We start from the raw sequence: 19,548 nt of genomic DNA on the forward strand, positions 1-19,548 counted from the left end.
GCCCGGGCGGCGGCCCGCGGCCGGGCCCCGAGCGCCAGGGCCCGCCGCTGGACCTCGGCGCCGTCGCTGCCCTTGAGGCCGACCCGGCCGCCGAGACCGGCGACCGGGTTGACCACGAGCCCGATGCGGGCGCCCGGGGCGGACGTCACGGCTGCTCGCCCAGGACCTTGCGGCGGTACGCGCGCCAGCTGACCGACCAGTGCGCCGGGTCGTCCAGCGGCTCGTGCCGGATCCGGTGCACGGTGGAGTTGTGCGGCGCGGTGCGGACGGTCTCCGGGTCCTCGTACGCCTCGCGGGCGACCTCGGCGAGGATCGCCGCGTACTCGTCCAGGTCGGCCCGGGAGTAGGACTCGGTGGGCTCCAGCGTCATCGGCTCGGGGACGACGTACGGGTGGTGGCTGGTCCAGTAGTGGGTGCCGAAGTCGGCGGCGCGGTAGCCGAGGTCCTCGCTGTGCAGGCCGGTGTCCTCGTTGAGCTGCTGCCAGCTGTAGCGGACCTGTTCGACCCGGGGGCGGCCCTCGGCGTACGGGACGGAGACGCCGCGGATCCGCCGCACCCGGTGCAGCAGGTAGTTGTTGTTGAGCACGGCGGTCTCGGCGGCCTCGCGCAGGCCCTCGGCGCCCAGCGCCATGATCCAGGCGTAGGCGCGCACCAGGTTCGGCACGACGCCCAGGTACGGGCGGATCTTGCCGACGGAGTCCGGCCGGTCGTCGTCCAGGCGGTACCGCTCGCCGTCGAACTCGACGGTGGGGCGCGGCAGGTAGGGCGCGAGTTCGGCGGTGACGCCGCAGGCGCCGGCCGCCGGGCCGCCGCAGGCGTGCGGGGTGGAGAAGGTCTTGTGGAGGTTGAAGTGGCACAGGTCGAAGCCGGCCTCGCGGGCCCGGGTGATGCCGAGGATGCCGTTGGCGTTGGCCTGGTCGTAGGCGCACAGGCCGCCGGCCTCGTGGACGATCCGGACGAACTCGGCGATCCGGGGGTTGTAGATGCCGGTGTCCTCGGGGTTGGTGATGAGCAGCGCGGCGGTGCGCGGGCCGACGGCGGCGCGCAGCGCCTCGATGTCGGGGTAGCCGTCGGCGTCGGGGTGCAGGGTGATCACCCGGAAGCCGGCGGTCTTGGCGCAGGCGGCGTTGGAGGGGTGGGAGAAGGCGGTGGTGATGATCTCGTCGCGCTGCTCCAGCTCGCCGCGGGCGGCGTGGTGGGCGCGGATCACCGAGACGTTGGTCCAGATCGCCGCCGAGCCCGCGCCGGGCTGGAGGCTGACCCGGTCCATGCCGGAGATCTCCTTGAGCAACTGCTCCAGGCGGTGGACGAGTTCGAGCACGCCCTGGACGGTGGAGGGGTCCTGCGCCGGGTGCAGGGCGGCGATCCGGGGGTCGCGCACGAAGGTGTCGTTGACCTTGGGGCTGTACTTCATGGTGCAGGTGCCCTGGCCGACGTCCACGTTGAGGTCGGCGCCGAGGTTCTCCTGGGAGAGCCGCAGGTAGTGCCGGAGCACCTGCTGCTGGCCGAGTTCGGGCAGGCCGGGCGGCGTGGTGCGGCGCAGCGCGGCGGGCAGCCGTTCGGCCGGGTCGCCGACGGCGGCGGTGACGGCGGGCTCGGGCAGCGGGGGCAGGACGCCGCGTTCGCCGGGGGTGCCCAGCTCGAAGACGAGCTTCTCGTCCCAGCGGGCCTGGTGGAAGCGGCGCAGGGCGGGCTTGGGGGCGATCCGCGGGTCCACCGCGCCGGTTTTCTGATGGTTCGTCACTTGACGGTCTCCTCAAGCGCTTCGGCGAGGCGGTCGATGTCGGCCGCGGTGTGCAGCTCGGTGACGCAGTAGCGGCCCTCGTGCGACCCGGCCGGGGTGCCGCCGTGCAGGCCGAGGGCGAGCAGCGCCTCGGCGATCTCGGCGGCGGTGCGCTCGCCGGTGTAGCGGACGGTGAAGTCGGCGAAGTGCACGGCCTCGGGGTCGGCGAGCTCCACGCCGGGCACGAGCGCGAGGCGCTGCCGGGCGTAGGCGGTGTTGGCGAGGATCGTGGCGCCGATCTCCCGCATGCCGTGCGGTCCCATCAGCGCGAGGTAGACCCCGGCGGCGATGCCGTGCAGGGCGGCGGCGGTGCCGACCCACTCCTTGCCCTCCTCGCGCACCGCGAAGGAGGTGCGCTCGTAGGCGACGTCGCCGAAGCCGTACTCGCCGGGGACGTCGGTGGGGGCGAGGCCGAAGAGCCGGCTCGGGTACTCGGCGACGAGGCGCTCGTCGTCGGCGCTGCCGATGAACCCCGCGTTGCCGCCGCCGAAGCTCGGGTGGATGCCGAGCGGCTGGAGGTCGCCGCAGGTGAGGTCGGCGCCGAGCTCGGCGGGCGGGGTGAGCACGCCGAGGCTCAGCGGGTTGGCGTGGGCGACCGCCAGGGCCCCGGCCCGGTGGGCGAGTTCGACGTACCGGGGCAGGGCGGTGTCCACCCGGCCGCGGTGGTCGGTGAGCTGGGCGTAGACGGCGGCGACGTCGCCCTCGGCGAGCGCGGCCTCGACGGCGGCCGGGTCGGCGGGGACGGACACCAGCTCATGGACGCCGCGCACGTAGTCGCGGATCCGGGAGAGCCGGTCCGGGTCGATCGCGCCGACCAGCACCAGCCGGCGCCGCCCGGTGGCCCGCCCGGCCATCCGCAGCGCCGTCGCGGCGGCCTGGAATCCGTCGTACGTCGGCACGTTGACGACCTCGACGGAGAGCAGCTCGGCCATCAGGGACTGGTACTCCCACAGCGCCTGGAACCGGCCGTGGTCCTCGTACGGCTCGCCCGCGTAGGCGGTGAGGAACTCGCTGCGGTTGACGATCTCGTCCACCACGGCGGGCACGTGGTGGCGGTAGCAGCCGGCGCCGAGGAAGCTGCGGCCCGGCGGCACGGCCGTGTTGCGGGAGAGCAGTTCCTCCATGTGGGCGACCAGCCGGGCCTCGGAGCCGAGCGGCTCGGGCAGCCGCAGCGGGCGGTCCAGCCGCAGGGCGGCGGGGATGTCGGCGTAGAACTCCTCGACGTCCTGGGCGCCGACCGCCGCCAGCATCGCTTTCCTCACCTGGGGCGCGGAGTTGGGGATGTACGGGTGGGTTCGGGGGACGCGTGTGCTCATCCTGGCACCTTCCGCGATTTCAGTCACAAGCCTTGACGGGGTTGTGAATGCTGAGTTCTGTATACAGCATTCGGCATTCACCAGTCGGGAGGCAAGATGTCCGCAGAAACCCGGCACGAAAAACATCCCCAACTACCCGGCGACCAGGGCGGATCCACCGACGGCCCGTCCCGCCGCCGGTTCCTCTCCGCCGGACTCGCGGGCGGCGCACTGCTGTTGGCCGGCGCCGCCGGGTGCGCGACCGGAGGAGCCGGCGGCAGCGGCGGCACCGGCGCCAAGCAGCTCGCCGGCAGCCCGGGCGCCGCCCTCACGGGAAAGGTCACCATCTGGTCCTGGGACGTCGCCGCCAAGGCGATGCAGCGGCTCGGCAAGGCCTTCGAACAGGCCCACCCCGGCACGACCGTCGACGTGGTGGACATCGGCTACGACAACGCCTACGACAAGATCACCGTCGGATTCGGCGCCGGCAGCGGACTGCCCGACATCCTCACCGTCGAGGGCCACAAACTGCCCACCTACATCGGCAACTTCCCCAACGGCCTGGTCGACCTCACCAGCCGGGCCGGGAACCTGAAGGAGCAGTACGCCGAGTCCGCCTGGCGCACCGTCACGGACACCAAGGGCAAGGTCTTCGCCCTGCCCTGGGACAGCGGACCGTGCGCCCTGTTCTACCGGCGCGACCTCTTCCAACAGGCCGGGATCGACCCGGCGGGCCTGAACACCTGGGACGACTACCTCACCGCCGGAACCACCCTCAAGGCCGCCACCGGCAAGAGGCTGATCACCCTGGACACCAAGCGGGACAGCTTCTTCGCCCTGCTGCTCCAACAACAGGGCCAGCGCTGGTTCACCGGCGGCAAGGTGGCCGTCGCCACCCCCGCCGCCGAACGCGCGCTCACCCTGATGAAACAGCTCGTCGACCGCGACCTGGTGGACTTCGAGAGCGGCTGGGACGGCCTGGTCTCCGCCACCCACGACGGCAAGAGCGCCACCAACCCCACCGCCGCCTGGTGGGACGGCACCCTCACCACCGACCTGGCCGACCTCGGCGGCAAGTTCGGCGTCGTCCCGCTGCCCGCCTTCACCCCCGGCGGCACCCGCACCTCCAACAGCGGCGGCTCCGCCCTGTGCGTCACCGCGCAGAGCCGCAACCCGGAGACGGCCTGGGCCTTCCTCTCCTTCCTGCTCGCCGACAAGGCCAACCAGGCCTCGATGATGCGGCACGAAGGCCTCTTCCCCGCCTACCTGCCCGCCCTGGACGACCCCTACTTCCAGCAGCCCGCGCCCTACTACGACGGCCAGCCCGCCATGCGGCTGTTCGCCGACCTCACCCGGAGCATCCCCACCGTCGAGTTCACCTCCGAGGACTCCAAGGCCGGCGACATCGTCACCACCGCCGTCAACCAGGTGCTGCACAACGGCGCCGACCCGGGCACCGTGCTGCGCTCCGCCGCCCGCCAGATCGCCACCGCCACCGGCCGCCAAGCGGTCGGGTAGGGGCCGGCCCGATGACCAGTCCTCCGGCGTCCCTGCGCAAACCGGCGGCCGCCGCCCAGGCCGCCCCCGCCCGCCGCAGGCGCTCCCCACGCACCGCCGCCTGGCTGTTCGCCGGGCCCACCACCGCCCTCTTCGTCGCCTTCTTCGCCTACCCGCTCGGCGCCAGCCTCTTCCAGAGCTTCACCGCCCGCCGCGACGGCGCCGACGTCTGGGTCGGCCTGGACCAGTACCGCCGGATGCTCCACGACCCGGCCTTCCTGCACTCCCTGGTCAACACCGGCCTGATCCTCGCCGTCCAGGTGCCCGTGATGATCGGCCTCGCCCTGGTGCTCGCCGTCCTGCTCAACCAGTCCTGGCTGCGCTTCCGGGCCGGCTGGCGGGCGGTCTTCTTCCTGCCCGCCGTCACCACCCTGGTCGCCTACGCCGTGGTCTTCCAGGTCCTGCTGCGTACCGACGGCGGCCTCGCCAACCAGCTCCTCCAGGCCCTCGGCCTCGGCCCCGTCGACTGGCTCAACTCGCCCACCTGGGCCAGGATCTCGCTGATCGGCTCGGTCACCTGGCGGTGGACCGGCTACAACGCCGTGATCCTGCTCGCCGGACTGCACGCCATCGGCCGCGACCAGTACGAGGCCGCCGCCCTGGACGGCGCCGGCGCCGTCCGCACCTACACCGGCGTGATCCTGCCGCAGCTGCGCCCGGTGGTGCTGTTCTGCGTCATCACCTCCACCATCGGCACCCTGCAACTCTTCGACGAGAACTACGTGCTGACCCGCGGCGGCCCCGGCGACGCCACGCTCACCCCGGTGGTCTACCTCTACAAGGTCGGCTTCCAGCAGCTCGACTTCGGCTACGCGGCCGCCATCGCCTGGGTGGTCGTCCTGATCATCGCGGCGATCTCGCTGCTCCAGTTCCGCCTCTACGGAAGGGAACGCCGCCGATGACCGCCACCGTGCCGCTCCGGCGCGGCCGCACCCCGCTGCCCGCCCGGCTCGGGCGCCTCGCCGCCCTCGCCGCCCTCGTCCTCGGCGCCGTGATCAGCCTGGTGCCCTTCGCCTGGATGCTGATCGCCAGCACCCACAGCAGCTCCGAACTGTTCCACTCCCCACCGCCGTTCCTGCCCGGTGGCAACCTGCTGCGCAACCTCGCGCACCTCCAGGAGACCATCGGCTTCGGCCGGGTGCTGCTCAACAGCCTGGGCACCGCCGTCGTCTACACCGCGCTCAGCTCGCTGCTCTCCGCGATGTGCGGCTACGGCCTGGCCAAGTACCGCTTCCGGGGCCGCGGACTGCTGCTCGGCCTGGTGCTGGCGACCATGATGATCCCGCTGCAGGTGCTGCTGGTCCCGCTGTTCCAGATGATGGCCAGCCTCGGCTGGATCGACACCTACCAGGCCGTGATCGTGCCCTTCCTGGCCAACTCCTTCGGCATCCTGCTGATGCGCCAGGGCTTCCTGGACTTCCCCGACGAACTGCTGGAGTCGGCCCGGATCGACGGCTCCGGCGAGCTGCGCACCTTCTACCGGGTCGTCCTGCCGTGCGTGCGGCCGCAGTTGGGCGCACTGGTGATCTTCACCTTCATGGGCCAGTGGAACGGCTTCATCTGGCCGCTGCTGATGCTCAACACCGAGGACAAGTACACCGTGCCGGTGGCGCTCAACACGCTGACCGGACTGACCCACGTCGACTACTCCGGCCTGATGCTCGGCTCCTTCCTGGCCACGCTCCCGCTGATGGTGCTCTTCCTGCTCTTCCAGCGGCAGTTCGTGGCCGGCCTGCTGGGCGGAGCCCTGAAAGGATGACGATGGACCGCCTCACCCGGGTGCCCGGCCTGCTGTACGGCGGGGACTGGAACCCCGAGCAGTGGCCCGAACAGGTGTGGGCCGAGGACGTGAAACTGATGGCCGAGGCCGGGGTCAACCTGGTCACCGTCGGCGTCTTCTCCTGGGCCCGGCTCCAACCCGACGCCGAGAGCTGGGACTTCGGCTGGCTGGACCGCCTGCTCGACCTCGTCCACCGGCACGGCGTCGCCGTCGACCTGGCCACCGCCACCGCCTCCCCGCCCGCCTGGCTGGTACGCGCCCACCCCGAACTGCTGCCCGTCACCGCCGACGGCGTACGGCTGGAGTTCGGCTCCCGCCAGCACTACTGCCCCTCCTCGCCGGCCTACCGGCAGGCCGCCGTCCGGCTCACCCGGGCCCTGGCCGAACGCTACCGCCACCACCCGGCGCTCGCCCTGTGGCACATCCACAACGAGTACGGCGACCACGTCCAGGAGTGCTTCTGCCCCGCCTCGGCCGCGGACTTCCGCCACTGGCTGCGCGAACGCCACGGCGGCATCGAGGAGTTGAACCGCTCCTGGGGCACCGCCTTCTGGTCCCAGCACTACAACTCCTTCGAGCAGATCGAACCGCCGCGCACCGCGCCCGGGCCCGTCAACCCCACCCAACTGCTCGACTGGCGCCGGTTCTGCTCGGACGCGCTGCTCGCCCTGCACCGCGCCGAGAAGGCCGTCCTGGACGAGGTCTCACCCGGCGTGCCGGTCACCACCAACTTCATGTCGATGCTCAAGGCACTGGACTACTGGGAGTGGAGCCGGCACGAGGACCTCGTCTCCGACGACGCCTACCCCGACCCGGCCGACCCCCGCGCCCACGTCAACGCCGCGATGAACTACGACCTGATGCGCTCGCTCAAGGGCGGCCGGCCCTGGCTGCTGATGGAACAGGCCCCCTCCGCGGTCAGCTGGCGCCCGGTCAACGTGCCCAAACGCCCCGGCCTGCACCGCCTCTGGTCGCTCCAGGCCCTGGCCCGCGGCGCCGACGGCGTCCTGCACTTCCAGTGGCGCGCCTCGGTGGCCGGAGCCGAGAAGTTCCACAGCGCGATGCTCCCGCACCGGGGCACCGCCTCGCGCGGCTGGCAGGACACCCTGCGCCTCGGCACCGACCTGCGCCGCCTCGGCGCGATCGCCGGCAGCCGGCTGCGCGCGCGGGCCGCCGTCCTGCTCGACTGGGACAGCTGGTGGGCGCTCGAACTGGACGACCACCCCTCCGCCCGGATGCGCTGGCTCGACCTGCTCCGCCCCTGGTACGCGGCCCTGTACCAGCGCGGCGTCACCGTCGACTTCCTCCCGCCCGGCGCCGAACCCGACGGCTACCCGCTGCTGCTCGCCCCCAACCTCTACCTGCTCGACACCGCCACCGCCGACCGGCTCACCGCGTACGTGCGGAACGGCGGCCGGCTCGTCTGCGGCCCCTTCAGCGGCATCGTCGACCGGCACGACCACATCCACCCCGGCGGCCACCCCGGCCCACTGCGCGAACTGCTCGGCATCGTGGTCGACGAGCACTGGCCGATCCCGGACGGCGAGACCACCGGCCTCGCCCTGGACACCACCGGCCCGGCCTCGGACGCCACCGGCCTCGCCCTGGACACCACCGGCCCGGCCCCCGACGCCACCGGCCTCGCCCTGGACGCCGTCGCGCTGGGCGCCGAACGCTGGAGCGAGTGGATCGAGACCGAGGGCGCCGCCGAGACCCTCGCCCGCTACACCTCCGGCCCGCTGGCCGGCCGGCCCGCCGTCACCCGCAACCCCCTGGGCGCCGGCAGCGCCTGGTACCTGAGCGCCCACCTCGGCGCCGACACCGGCCCGGTGCTCGACCTCGCGCTCGCCGAGGCCGGCGTGGGCGCCGAACTGCCCGGCCTGCCGGAGGGGGTCGAGGCCACCCGCCGCCACGCCGCCGACGGCAGCCAGTACCTCTTCCTGCTCAACCACGGCCCCGTCGAACGCCGGGTGCCACTCGACACGCCCGGCACCGGCCTGCTCACCGCCACCGACCTGCTCACCGGCACCGCCCCCGGCGACACCCTCATCCTCGCGCCGCTCGGCGCCGCCGTCCTCCGACTCCCCGCCACCGAGGAGCGCGCATGAACCCGCTGACCCGCCGCCACGTCCTGGCCGGCTCCGCCGCCCTCGCCGCCGCCGGAGCCCTCGCCGCGGCCCCGGCCGCCCCGGCCGCCGCCGCGCCGCCTCCGGACCCGGCAGGCCCCCTGGACCGCTACGCCGACCTCCTCGACCTGCACGGCACCCCCGCCCAGGCCTACCCCGGCGACGCCCGCGGCAACAACCCGATCAACGTCTTCGCCGACCTCGGCGCCTGGCACGCCTACGCCCTGCCCCGCCCCACCGACCCGCAGGGCGGCTTCACCGGCCCGCTGCACCTTGCCCAGGAGTACCCCTGGTGGCTCAGCGACGGCCTGTCCCGCCTCGCACTCACCGAACGGGGCCGCCCCCTCGACCTCACCGCCGGCGCCCCCGCGCGCGCCACCTCGCTGCCCGGCCTGCTGAGGCTCACCCACGACCTCGGCGGCGGCCTCGCCCTCACCCTCGAACTGCGCTTCGCCGGCGACCGCACCGCCCTGCTCCGGGCCCGGGTCACCAACACCGGCCCCGCCGTACGGACCCTCGCCGCCGCATGGACCGGCCGGCTGCTGCGCCCCGCCACCGGACCGCAGCACGACGCACCGCGACTGGCCGCCGCCGAACGCGGCGTGGAGGTGCGCTTCGCGAAGGTCCGGCAGACCTGGGACTACCTCACCGACGGCACCGAGCGCTTCGCCGTCCGCCACGCCCGGCCCGTCCGGGTCGTACTGAGCGCCGACGGCGAGAGCCACCGCACCGAGCTCGCCGAGCCCGTACGGCTGGCACCGGGGGAGAGCCGCAGCCTGGACTGGACCGAGAGCTACACCTTCACCGAGGCCGAGTACGCCAGCGCCGCGCAGGACGCCGACGCCGCGCTGCGCGCCCCCGAGCGGGTCGCGGCCGAGGGCACCGCCCGCTGGCACGGGTACCTGACCCGGGCCACCGAGGGCGTCCCGGCCGCCCGCCGCCGCACCGCCGCCAAGTGCGTGCAGACCCTGGTCACCAACTGGCGCAGCCCGGCCGGCCGGATCCGGCACGACGCCGTCACCCCCACGCTCTCCTACAAGTGGTTCAGCGGCGTCTGGGCCTGGGACACCTGGAAGCAGGCCGTCGGCACCGCCGCCTTCGCCCCCGGCCTCGCCGCCGACCAGATCCGGGCCGTGTTCGACCACCAGGTCCCGCCCGGCTCCGCCGAGCGCCCGCAGGACGCCGGGATGGTCCCGGACTGCGTCTTCTACAACGACCCGACGACCGGCGGCGGCAACTGGAACGAACGCAACTCCAAGCCCCCGCTGGCCTCCTGGGCGGTCTGGGAGGTGTACCGGCGCAGCGGCGACCGGGCCTTCCTGCGCGAGCTGCTGCCCCGGCTGACCGCCTACCAGGACTGGTGGTACCGCACCCGGGACCACCACGGCGAGGGCCTGTGCGAGTACGGCGCCACCGTGGACCCGGCCAACGCCACCGCCCAGGACCGCGTCGAGGCGGCGGCCTGGGAGTCCGGTATGGACAACGCCCCGCGCTTCGACACCGCCGGCGTGGTCCCCAACCGGGACGCGAACGGGACGCTGCTCGGCTGGTCGCTCGACCAGCGCTCGGTCGACCTCAACGCCTACCTCGCCGCCGACCACCGCCACCTGGCGCTGATCGCCGCCGAACTCGGCGACCGGCCCGCCGCCGAACGCCTGCGGGCCCGCGCCGACCGGATCGACACCGCCGTGCGCGACACCATGTACGACCCGGCCGACGGCTGGTTCCACGACACCGACCTGGCCACCGGAGCCCGGCTCACCGACCGGGGCCGCGGCATCGAGGGCGCGATCCCGCTCTGGTCCGGCACCGCCACCGCCGCCCAGGCCCGCACCGTCCGCCGGCTGCTGCTCGACCCGGCGGAGTTCGGCACCGCCATGCCGTTCCCGACGGTCGCCCGCAGCTCGCCCGCCTTCGACCCGGCCGGCTACTGGCGCGGCCTGGCCTGGCTCGACCAGACCTACTTCGCGATCGAGGGCCTGCGCCGGTACGGCTGGGAGCAGGACGCCCGGCGCACGGTCGAGCGGCTGCTGGCCACCGCCGCGGGGCTGGCCGGGGACGGCCCGGTCCGGGAGAACTACCACCCGCTGACCGGGGAGGGGCACAGCTCGACCAACTTCAGCTGGTCGGCGGCGCTGCTGCTGCCCCTGCTGCGCGTCTGAGCGGCTTTGGCTCCAGGGCCCCCGACCAGGCATGATCGGGGCATGGTCGAACGAGTCATTGCAGCGTGTGACGGAGCAGCCAAGGGCAACCCCGGTCCGGCGGGCTGGGCGTACGTGGTCGCGGACGCCGCCGGGGCGCCCCAGCGCTGGCAGGCCGGCGCGCTCGGGCACAGCACCAACAACGTGGGCGAGCTGACGGCGCTGCGGGAGCTGCTCGCCTCCACGGACCCGGCGGTGCCGCTGGAGGTGCGGCTGGACAGCACCTACACCCGCGACTCGGTGACCAAGTGGCTCAAGGGCTGGAAGCGCAATGGCTGGAAGACGGCCGCGGGCAAGCCGGTCGCCAACCAGGAGCTGATCCAGGCGATCGACGCCCTGCTGGAGGGCCGGGACGTCACCTTCGTGTACGTGCCGGCCCACCAGGTCGACGGGGACCCGCTCAACGCCATCGCCGACAAGGCCGCCAGCGACGCCGCCCGCACCCAGCAGGACGCCTCCGGCACCGCCGCCGACCTGCCCGTGCCCGACCCGGCCGCCGCCACCAAGGCCCCCAGGGCGCGCGCCGGCCGGCCCGCCGCCGGTGCCGGCTCCGGTGCCGGCACCGGTTCTGGTACCGGCTCTGGCACCGCCGCCAAGCGGAGCGGCGGCTCGCGCACTCTGAACGCCCGCTTCCCCGGCACCTGCCCGTGCAGCCGCCCGTACGCCAAGGGCGACAAGATCACCAAGGTGGGCGGCTCCTGGGGCCACCCGGAGTGCGCCGCCGCCCACGCCTGACCCGGGGACGGGTACGCCGAGCGCAAGCCGACGGATACGCCGACGGATACGCCGTCGGGTACGCCGACGCCGCCGGGTGAGCAGCTCTGCTCACCCGGCGGCGCGGGTCGGTCATCGGTGCCGGCCCGGGACCGGGGTCAGGTATCGGGCCGGGGCGGAGGTCAGACCTTGGACGGGGTGGCCCGCTGGGCGACCCGCTTGATGTCCTCGAAGGACAGGCCCATCTCGTTGTAGGCGCGCGCCATGCTCTCCGGGACGCCGAGGGCGGCGAGCTCCTTGAGCTGGGGGTCGTTCAGCGGCACCGTGGTCGGGACCAGGTCCCCCTCCGAGTCCTCGAGGTCGACGCCGCCCGCGCCGCGCGCGGTGGCCAGGCCCGCGACCGTGCCCACCAGCTGGTCGCCGGTCAGCTTGACGGCGTCGGCCGGGGCCTGGACGTTCGGGGCGGCCTGGTCGAAGGCGAGCTTCACCGGGAACTCGACGCCCGGCTCCACCGTCTCGGCCAGCTGGGCGAGGTCGAAGGTGGCGGAGGAGAAGGCGCCGTTCTTCAGGTAGAGGTCGACGCCGATCCGGCGGTCCGGCACGTCGCTCGGGGCCTGGTCCGGGAAGTCGCCCAACTGCTTGGGGAACTTGGCGGACAGCGGCTTGACGGCCTTGTACATCTCGTCCACCAGCTGCCGGGCCGGGGCACTGACCCAGAGGTGCTCGGCGCCGTCCTTCTTGCCCTTGTCCTCGTACGTGACGGTGCGGCCGAGCGCGTCCTTGATCGAGCCGAGCAGCTGGTCGGTGAACTCCGGGTCGGCGGTGGGCGCGGCGCTCGGGTCGGCCTTCCCGGCGTCGGCCTTTCCGGCGTCGGACTGCTTCGCCTGGTCGGCGAGCGCCTGGAGGTCGAAGGAGACCCACTTGCCGTCCAGCACGTCGCCGAGCGGCTTCAGCTCGCCCGGCAGCCCGTTGCGGAGCCGGTCCACCTCGGACGGGTCCTGGCCGAGCAGCTTCACCAGGCCCTTGGTGTCGGCGTGCAGGTACCCCGTGGCCTCGACCTGGCGGTACTCCAGCAGTGCGGTGCCGCTGCGGTCGGTGAGCCGGTAGGAGACGCGCAGCGACTTGTCCAGCGCCAGGTCGGTGTTCTTGTCGCCCTTTCCGGCGTTCTTGCCGGCGTTCTTGAACGCCTCGACCTCCTTGAGCGGCTTGTCGGCGGAGACCGCGACCGACACGGAGAGGCCGGAGACCGCCTTCGCGGTCGCCTCGTCCATCTCGTGCTCCCGGGCCGAGCCGACCAGGCCCTTGCCGGCGCCGTTCTCGGTGGACCTGGCGAACGCGGCGACCTGCTCGGGGGTGGCGGCGATGGAGAGGGTGAAGCCGGCCGACTTGCCGTCACCGACCTTGTCGAAGGCCTTGGACACCTTCTGCGCGGCGGACAGCTGCTCGACGGTGCCGCAGGCGGTGAGGCCGGCGGCGAGCACGGAGGCGGTGACGGCGACGGGCATCGCCCCGCGGGCGGCCCTGCGGATGGTGGTGTTGATGGCGCGACTCCCCTTGATCGGGCCCGCTCGGTGAAGCGGACCGGTCCCTCCCCTGCGACGCGCAACGCCACAGTGCCTACACATGTGATCACATTATCGGCAAGAGGTCACCCGGGTTTTTGGCCGGGGCTTTAGACAGATCGGCCAAAACCACGACCAACAGCCGTACCCCGCCCGGCGCGCGCTGGTCTGCCCTGCCCTGCTCTGCCCCGCCATCTCCTGTCTTCCCGGCGGCCCGGCGTCGGCTGCTCTGCCGACGGCGAAGTCCGGCCCGCACGGGGCCCGGTCCTCACTACAGTCCGTCCCATGACGACGGTGACCACACGTACGGTCGAGTACCCGGCCGACGGACTCACGATGATCGGGCACCTCGCCCTGCCCGCAGGAACCGGCCGCCGACCGGCCGTCCTGGTCGGCCCCGAGGGGCCGGGCCTGAACGACTTCCAGCGCAGCCTGGCCGACGCCCTCGCCGAACTCGGCTACGCCGCCCTGGCCTTCGACCTCCACGGCGGACACTGGTTCACCGACCCCCAGGAGATGCTGGCCCGGGTGATGCCGCTGCTCGCCGACCCCGACCGGATGCGGGACATCGGCCACGCGGCCCTCGACGTGCTGCGCGCCGAACCCCGGACCGACCCCGAGCGGATCGCCGCCATCGGCTACGGCACCGGAGGCGCGATCGCCGTGGAACTCGGGCGCGCCGGCGTCGACCTGCGGGCGATCGGCACGGTCAACGGCCTGATCACGGGCCGCCCCGGCGAGGCGGCCCGGATCCGCTGCCCCGTCTGGGCCGGCGTCGGGTCGGAGGACCCGATCATGTCCGCCGCCCAGCGGGACGCCTTCACCGCCGAGATGCAGGCCGGCGGCGTCGACTGGCGCCTGGTGGTCTACGGCGGGGCCCAACACGCCTTCCACCACCCGACGATCGACGACCCCCGGCAGACGCTGCTCCCCGGCGTCGCCCACCACCCACGGCATGCCCGACGCGCCTGGCAGGACATCCTCGCCCTGCTCGCCGAGTGCCTCCCCACATCCGGCAACCCGGCGCCGGCACCAGCCGCCGAGCCCCACTGGGAGGCCTGACCGGACCTGCGGTCCGGGTGGGGCCGAGTTACTCGTCCTCCGAGGGGCCGCGAGCTACCGTCGGCCGTGCCCGTCAGGGGCCGCGGCGAGGCGGCCGAGCATCGCCATGACGGTGATCCGCGCGTCCTTGTCGTTCGTCACCGCGCAGTGGGCATCGACGACTCGCTCGTCCGGTTCCTCGTCGGGGTCGGTCAAGCCCAGGCCGATCAGGTCGACGGCGTACTCACGGCACTGGGAGTAGCCCGCGGCGGCGGTCATCGCTTCGACGTGGTCGATCCCGCCGGGATCCGTGGCCCGCAGCCGCGCCGGGGTGGGGAGCGGGCCCTCCGTCTCCTCGACCCACGCCGAGACGGCCTCTCGGGAGCAGCCCTGCTCCAGCTTCGAATCGCTTGCCGCGGTGAGCGCCAGGTGGATGATGAGCGACCCGAACCAGGCGGTGGCCTCGGCCGGAGGCGTTTCCGTGCCCGCCGGCGGCATCACGGCCCGGTACAGCCCGGCCAGGTCCCCGGTGTGCGCGGCGGCGATGACCGCCTTCACCGCGCCGCCGAGGGCGGCCTGATCGATCGTCATGTCGGTCAACCTCTCCAGAGTTGGCAGCCGCCAACCTATCGCTCCGGAGCGGAGCGCGCCTCCGTCACGAGCGGCCCGGAGGCGTCTGGCCGCAGGTCGGACCGATTTCCTGCCCCCGTTGTCCGATCACGGCGGAACGCGTTCCGGGAACCGCCCACTTCTGGCCGGATCTGCGCGGGCCCGTCGGGCGACAAGGCCGCCACGACGTTCTCCACACGGCGACTCGGACGACGAGCGTGGGGCAGGGATCCACGGTCGGTGCCGGATCGACGTCGGATCCGGCACCGACCGTGGATTCGCAGGCCGGCACGGAGCTCCTCTGCGCCGGCCTGCCGGGTGGGCCCCGGCGGAGTCGCCGCACGGAGTGTGAGCTGCCGGGCCGTGCGACCGCGTCGGAAGCGGCTCAGACGACCAGGACTCGGCGCCCGCCGTGTGACCGGCGTGGCTGTCGATGTGGGCTGCCGCGGCCTCGGCGAGCGGGTACGACTTCTCGACCGGGATGCGGAGCTCGCCCCGCGAGATCCACGCCTTGGTGCGGCATTGCACGGCCGACAGCGTCGCCCCGATCTGGCGCATGATCGACGAGTCGCCCGCCCTGCGGGAGTACGAGCAGTCGATGCGGCTGCGCCACGCGGAGTCGTTGGCGGCGGTCCTCCTCGCCGCCCCCGACCTGCCGCAGAGCGCGACGGCCTGCCGCGCGGTCGCGAGGTTCGTGGTCGACGCCTATTCGGTGGCCCGAGAGTCGGCCGATCCGCAGACCGCGGTGGACGAGATCTTCCACATGATCGAGGCGGCCCGGAAGGCCACCTGACCGACCGGCCGGGGCCACCCACCCCCCGGTACAGGCGGAGCGCAGCCGCGGTGGTCGCTTCACACGGGCTCGGCCCGCCCCCCGCCGGACGGCTTGAGGTCCCGGATTTCCCGCACACCCCGGCTTGTACGCTTGCTCGCCTGGAAGGTCCACGGTTCTTGGTAGGAGGTCCGGTGCGCGTCCGTCGGTGGATATGTGGGGTCGCGGGAGCAGTCGCGCTGAGCAGCCCGGCGGTCGCCCATGCCCGCGGCGGGGGCGGCGGTCACGGGTTCGGGGGCGGCGGAGGCGGTGGTGGCAGCCATGGCGGTGGTGGCGGCTTCCACGGGTCGACCGGCGGCGGCTTCGGAAGCGGCTTCGGAACCGGTTTCGTGGCCGGTAGCGGTGGGCTCGTCGCCCTGCTGGTGATCGTGGCCGTGGTCCTGCTGATCCTGTGGCTCAGATCCCGGCGCCGCAAGGCGGCGATGGCGGGCGAGCTGAACACGGTCTCGGACCGCACCGCGCACCGCGCGGACGCACAGGCCCGCGAGCGCTCCGCCCAGGTCTCCGCCCGGGTCGATGCCATCGCCGACACCGACGCGACCTTCGACCGCGCGGCGCTCGAGCGCCGCGCCGTGTGGCTGTACGAGACCGCCCAGCGGGCCTGGACCGGCCACGACCACGCCACGCTGCGGCAGATCCTGTCCCCGGTGCTGTACGGCAAGTGGGCCGAGGAACTGCGCGACTACGAGTCGCGCGGCGAGGTCAACGTCGTGGAGATCGTCGAGGGTCCGGTGGTCGAGCTGGTCGACGTCGCCAACCGGGCCGGTGACGTGAACGACACCGTCACCTTCCGGATCACCGCGACGCTCCGTGACTACGTTCGCGGCGGAGACGGCGGGCAGGCCGTGCGCAAGGACGGCTCGACGCGCCCGGTCGAGTACTGGACGCTGCGCAAGAGCGCGGCCGGCGAATGGATCGTGTCCTCGCTCGAACAGGCCGCCGAGGGCGCGCACCACCTGAGCAACGCCATCGAGACCGACGGCTGGGACCAGAAGGAGGTCGCCCGGGACGCGGTCCTCGAGGTCGCGCACAAGAGCACGGTCACCGGGGCGAGCGACGTCCTCTCCCTCACCAACATCTCGTGGAGCACGGACGCCGACACCGCGGCGGGCGATCTGAGCGTCCTCGACGGCCGGTTCGACAGGGCGGTTCTCGAGGTCGCCGTCGAGCGGTTCCTCGAGGAGTGGATCATGAACGACGGCAGCCTCGACTTCACCCCCGTCCGCACGCCCCGCCGGACCGTCCTGCGCCAGGCCGCCGTCACGTCGGTCACGGTGCGCTCGCTGGTCTCACGCGACCCGGTCGTCTTCCGCGTCGCGGTCGACGCGCAGGGCGTCTACTACGAAGTCGACCGCCGCACCGAACAGGTACTCCGCGGCGACCCGCGCAAGCGCAGGCCGCTCGCCTTCACCTTCGACCTGCGGCTGGACGACACCTCTACCAAGGCCTGGACCGTGATCGCCACCGACACGCGATAACCACACCTCCCGCCACCAGGACCACCTCCCGCGCCGACGGCCCACCCCCCGCGCTGCCAGGGCCGATGGGCCCCGCGCCTGCCGCCGCGCGAACCCACTGACGGTTCCGAGGTCGACGAAGGTCTCAGGCAGGTGCCGGTTGAGTCCTCCGGGTACGACGGGACGCGTTGCGAGGCCGGCTGCCGCCGACCGAAGCGCTCACGGATGCTTGACCTCGGGAGGGCTTTGGGACAGCTGCGTCTCGTCATGGCGGGCCTGTATGCGAGCGATGACGCGCTCCCGTCCCAGCCTCTTCGCCTGGCGGAGCTTGGCTTCGGCGACAAGCAAGGGAGCCCAGAACAACCAGCCCCACAGGCTGAAGTCCAGCACTCCGCTCCACACCAGCGCCTTGTTCGTGCCGAACGATGCCGCGAACGTCAGCACGTAGGCTTCGACCCGGTGTGCGAGAAGCAGGCGCAGTGGTGCGTTCCGGGCCCCCTGCAACAGCTCGACCGCCGCGGCGAGTTCAGCGGCCTGGAGGTCTTCGCCCGTGTCCTCACCGGACTCGCCACGAGCGGCTCGTTGCAGCGCGTCGGTCACCAGCACGCTCTGCGCCGCCTTGGCCGCCTGCTGAGCCTGCCCTTGAACAGCGGCCGCCTTCAGGTCGTCCCAATAGCCCCGTCCGGCCCAACCCGTCGCATCGTCGACCCGCCGGCGCTCGGCCGACCCGGGCGGGGCCAGCTCTTCGATCCTGTCCCGCAGAGCCGCAGCACGGCGCGCCCGCCCCGGGTATTCGAAGGAGTCCGAGCGAAGGCACAGCTCCAGGTACGACACCAGGAGTCCGAGATCATCTGCTGCCAGCGCGAGGCCATCGCGATATGCGGCCTCGGCCTCGCGGTCATGGTCGTCCTCGTCTTCTGCGGCATGTGCCTGTCCGAGCCAGCGGAAGAGGACCGGATCGGGTCCGCATTCCTTGAGCCCCGCCTGTGCCGCAGTTCTCACAGCCTCATAGCCACCCACGGCGAAGAGCTCCGAGCATCTCTCCAGGTACTGCTGCCGTTCCACGTTCCCACCCCAGCCGTCCGAAGCCATCACCTTCTGATGTGATCGGTAGGCTACTCGTCGCCGACCGGGCTACTCGACGGGGAGACCGCCCGGAGCGCTCTCCGGCGGTGTCGGCGGTCACCGGCCGGGCGGGGCGGCGACCTGATCAAGCGTCGAGTCCGTTGCGCAGTGTTACCGGTCCGGTCGCGGTAACAGCTCGGCCGAGGCCCCGAAACCCGGCAAGCCCGGCCCCGGACGACCACCAGGATCGAAGAACCGCCGACCCGCACCCCGCTACGACGTGGGCAAAACCGTCAAACGCGACCTCACCGTGGCCGAACACCGAGATCGGAAAGGTTGAAGAACAAGCTCATCAGCATGGCCGCCGACAAGTGGTCCGGGCAGCGGCGGACGGACCAGGGCTTGGCCGGGATTGATACGGTGGCCGTCTCCGTCCTCGGTGCCCGTAGCGCGCATACTTGATGCCCCATGCGGAGTGATCACCCAGGGGGCAGGTTGTGAGGCGGTCTGCGGGGTGGGGCTCTCCAAGAGATGGAGGGGGAGATGGCGGGTAGTCAGATAGCGCACACCGTGGTGTCCGGCCTGCTGGCGGACGGTGAGCCACCGCCTCCAGGGGAGAACCCCGGCGGGGATGGGCTGGTAGGGCTGATCATCACGGTGATGGAGTGGGTGGGCCGGCCCGCCGGCATAGTAGTGCTGGGAGTGCTGACCGTCCTCGCCGGGGGCGCGTGGATGTGGGGCCGGGTGCCGAAGGCCGTTGGAGAGGAGAGGCGCCGGGTCCGCTAGAGGCTGTTCAAGGTTCGGACCTCGGTGCGGGGCGAAGGTGGGCCGGTGCCTCTGGTGGAACCCGCGGTCGTGGGCGCGTTTTGACGTGACGGATGCCGAGTGGGCCTTGACCGAACCGCATGGGGCCATGCCGCTGCCGACTCCGGAGGCCTGCCACTGGCGTTCGCGCGGACTCCGGGCCGGGCGGGCGGCGGACTGCCGGCAGTTCCGGACCGTGGTCGACAAGGTCGCGGATCGATCATGTGGTTGAAGTCCCTGACCTCAACCACATGATCCGAACCTTGAACGGAACCTAGCCGAGCGTGATGGAGCTGGCCCTGTCGTTCACCCCCCACGGAACGTTCACCGGCGGGCCGAACGGGCCGGAGCCGGTCAGGTATCCGGAGTAGTCGGAGCTGTCGAACAGGCTCAGGGTGCCGCCGCTGCGGTTCCAGAAGGCGCTCACATTGTTGTTCATACCGTAGTCGGCGAGCCTGAAGGAGCCGGCGCCGGGCACCTCCCACATCAGGCCGCCGCCGTTGGTGTCGGTGAACAGGCACGCCTGGGTGTGGTGGCAGTTGTCCCACACCGTGGCGAGGGAGTCACCGCTGACGGCGATCGGGTAGATCACGGTGGGGGAGTCGCTCCGCTCTCCGACGGCGGTCTGGGCCGTGGCGGTGCCGGTCGCGGAGGTGAGCATCAGGACGGCGCCGGCCGCGGCCAGGGCGAAGTGCTTGCGCATGTGTTTCCTCATTCCTGTC

At 72.7% G+C, this 19,548-nt stretch carries 14 protein-coding genes and 2 pseudogenes; 9 read left to right on the forward strand and 7 right to left on the reverse strand.

Annotated elements, in window-relative coordinates:
- Positions 1-145: 145 nt before the first annotated feature.
- Together gcvPB and gcvPA are read right to left on the reverse strand one after the other, a co-directional pair.
- The gene (gcvPB, locus tag AB0E96_RS08280; RefSeq protein WP_359820094.1) at positions 146-1,744 is read right to left on the reverse strand and encodes an aminomethyl-transferring glycine dehydrogenase subunit GcvPB; all 1,599 of its coding nucleotides are present in this window, start codon (positions 1,742-1,744) and stop codon (positions 146-148) included.
- Entirely contained in the window at positions 1,741-3,099 is a 1,359-nt protein-coding gene (gene gcvPA, locus AB0E96_RS08285) for an aminomethyl-transferring glycine dehydrogenase subunit GcvPA (protein ID WP_359820097.1), read from the reverse strand. Before gcvPA ends, gcvPB begins: the two co-directional genes overlap by 4 nt.
- A 96-nt stretch (positions 3,100-3,195) precedes the next feature.
- Here gcvPA and AB0E96_RS08290 point away from each other — a divergent pair, with 96 nt between their 5' ends.
- Genes AB0E96_RS08290 through AB0E96_RS08315 form a run of 6 tightly spaced genes read left to right on the forward strand, consistent with a single transcriptional unit; the run spans position 3,196 to position 11,477 of the window.
- The gene (locus tag AB0E96_RS08290) at positions 3,196-4,596 is read left to right on the forward strand and encodes a sugar ABC transporter substrate-binding protein (protein WP_359820099.1); all 1,401 of its coding nucleotides are present in this window, start codon (positions 3,196-3,198) and stop codon (positions 4,594-4,596) included.
- Positions 4,597-4,607: 11 nt separating this feature from the next.
- Positions 4,608-5,537, forward strand: coding sequence for a sugar ABC transporter permease (locus AB0E96_RS08295; protein ID WP_359820101.1), 930 nt, complete (start codon positions 4,608-4,610; stop codon positions 5,535-5,537).
- Positions 5,534-6,394 (forward strand): carbohydrate ABC transporter permease, encoded by an 861-nt coding sequence (locus tag AB0E96_RS08300; protein WP_359820103.1) that lies wholly within the window; start codon positions 5,534-5,536, stop codon positions 6,392-6,394. Before AB0E96_RS08295 ends, AB0E96_RS08300 begins: the two co-directional genes overlap by 4 nt.
- Positions 6,395-6,396: 2 nt before the next feature.
- Positions 6,397-8,523, forward strand: a complete 2,127-nt coding sequence (locus AB0E96_RS08305; protein ID WP_359820105.1) for a beta-galactosidase — start codon at positions 6,397-6,399, stop codon at positions 8,521-8,523.
- Positions 8,520-10,703, forward strand: a complete 2,184-nt coding sequence (locus tag AB0E96_RS08310; protein WP_359820107.1) for a trehalase family glycosidase — start codon at positions 8,520-8,522, stop codon at positions 10,701-10,703. Before AB0E96_RS08305 ends, AB0E96_RS08310 begins: the two co-directional genes overlap by 4 nt.
- Before the next feature lie 42 nt (positions 10,704-10,745).
- Complete coding sequence (locus AB0E96_RS08315; RefSeq protein WP_359820110.1) at positions 10,746-11,477, forward strand: ribonuclease H; 732 nt, start codon at positions 10,746-10,748, stop codon at positions 11,475-11,477.
- A gap of 161 nt (positions 11,478-11,638) precedes the next feature.
- Here AB0E96_RS08315 and AB0E96_RS08320 read toward each other — a convergent pair whose 3' ends face one another.
- Complete coding sequence (locus AB0E96_RS08320; protein WP_359820113.1) at positions 11,639-12,961, reverse strand: hypothetical protein; 1,323 nt, start codon at positions 12,959-12,961, stop codon at positions 11,639-11,641.
- Positions 12,962-13,303: 342 nt separating this feature from the next.
- Here AB0E96_RS08320 and AB0E96_RS08325 point away from each other — a divergent pair, with 342 nt between their 5' ends.
- Positions 13,304-14,080, forward strand: coding sequence for a dienelactone hydrolase family protein (locus tag AB0E96_RS08325; RefSeq protein WP_359820116.1), 777 nt, complete (start codon positions 13,304-13,306; stop codon positions 14,078-14,080).
- Positions 14,081-14,134: 54 nt separating this feature from the next.
- Here AB0E96_RS08325 and AB0E96_RS08330 read toward each other — a convergent pair whose 3' ends face one another.
- Together AB0E96_RS08330 and AB0E96_RS08335 are read right to left on the reverse strand one after the other, a co-directional pair.
- Positions 14,135-14,650 carry a hypothetical protein gene (locus AB0E96_RS08330; RefSeq protein WP_359820118.1) on the reverse strand — a complete coding sequence of 172 codons (516 nt, stop codon included), beginning with the start codon at positions 14,648-14,650 and terminating at the stop codon, positions 14,135-14,137.
- A 403-nt stretch (positions 14,651-15,053) separates the two neighbouring features.
- Positions 15,054-15,172: pseudogene (locus AB0E96_RS08335) on the reverse strand (zinc-binding dehydrogenase); the annotation flags it as partial.
- Here AB0E96_RS08335 and AB0E96_RS08340 point away from each other — a divergent pair.
- Together AB0E96_RS08340 and AB0E96_RS08345 are read left to right on the forward strand one after the other, a co-directional pair.
- Positions 15,165-15,461 (forward strand): annotated as a pseudogene (locus AB0E96_RS08340) (TetR/AcrR family transcriptional regulator); the annotation flags it as partial. The pseudogenes AB0E96_RS08335 and AB0E96_RS08340 overlap by 8 nt on opposite strands.
- Positions 15,462-15,829: 368 nt before the next feature.
- Complete coding sequence (locus AB0E96_RS08345) at positions 15,830-16,978, forward strand: Tim44-like domain-containing protein (RefSeq protein ID WP_359820120.1); 1,149 nt, start codon at positions 15,830-15,832, stop codon at positions 16,976-16,978.
- A gap of 198 nt (positions 16,979-17,176) precedes the next feature.
- Here AB0E96_RS08345 and AB0E96_RS08350 read toward each other — a convergent pair whose 3' ends face one another.
- Complete coding sequence (locus AB0E96_RS08350; RefSeq protein ID WP_359820122.1) at positions 17,177-18,022, reverse strand: hypothetical protein; 846 nt, start codon at positions 18,020-18,022, stop codon at positions 17,177-17,179.
- Between the two features lie 1,078 nt (positions 18,023-19,100).
- Positions 19,101-19,529 (reverse strand): peptidase inhibitor family I36 protein, encoded by a 429-nt coding sequence (locus AB0E96_RS08355; RefSeq protein ID WP_359820125.1) that lies wholly within the window; start codon positions 19,527-19,529, stop codon positions 19,101-19,103.
- Positions 19,530-19,548: the final 19 nt, after the last annotated feature.

Source organism: Kitasatospora sp. NPDC036755, assembly GCF_040636595.1.
In the GTDB taxonomy this organism is placed as follows: domain Bacteria; phylum Actinomycetota; class Actinomycetes; order Streptomycetales; family Streptomycetaceae; genus Kitasatospora.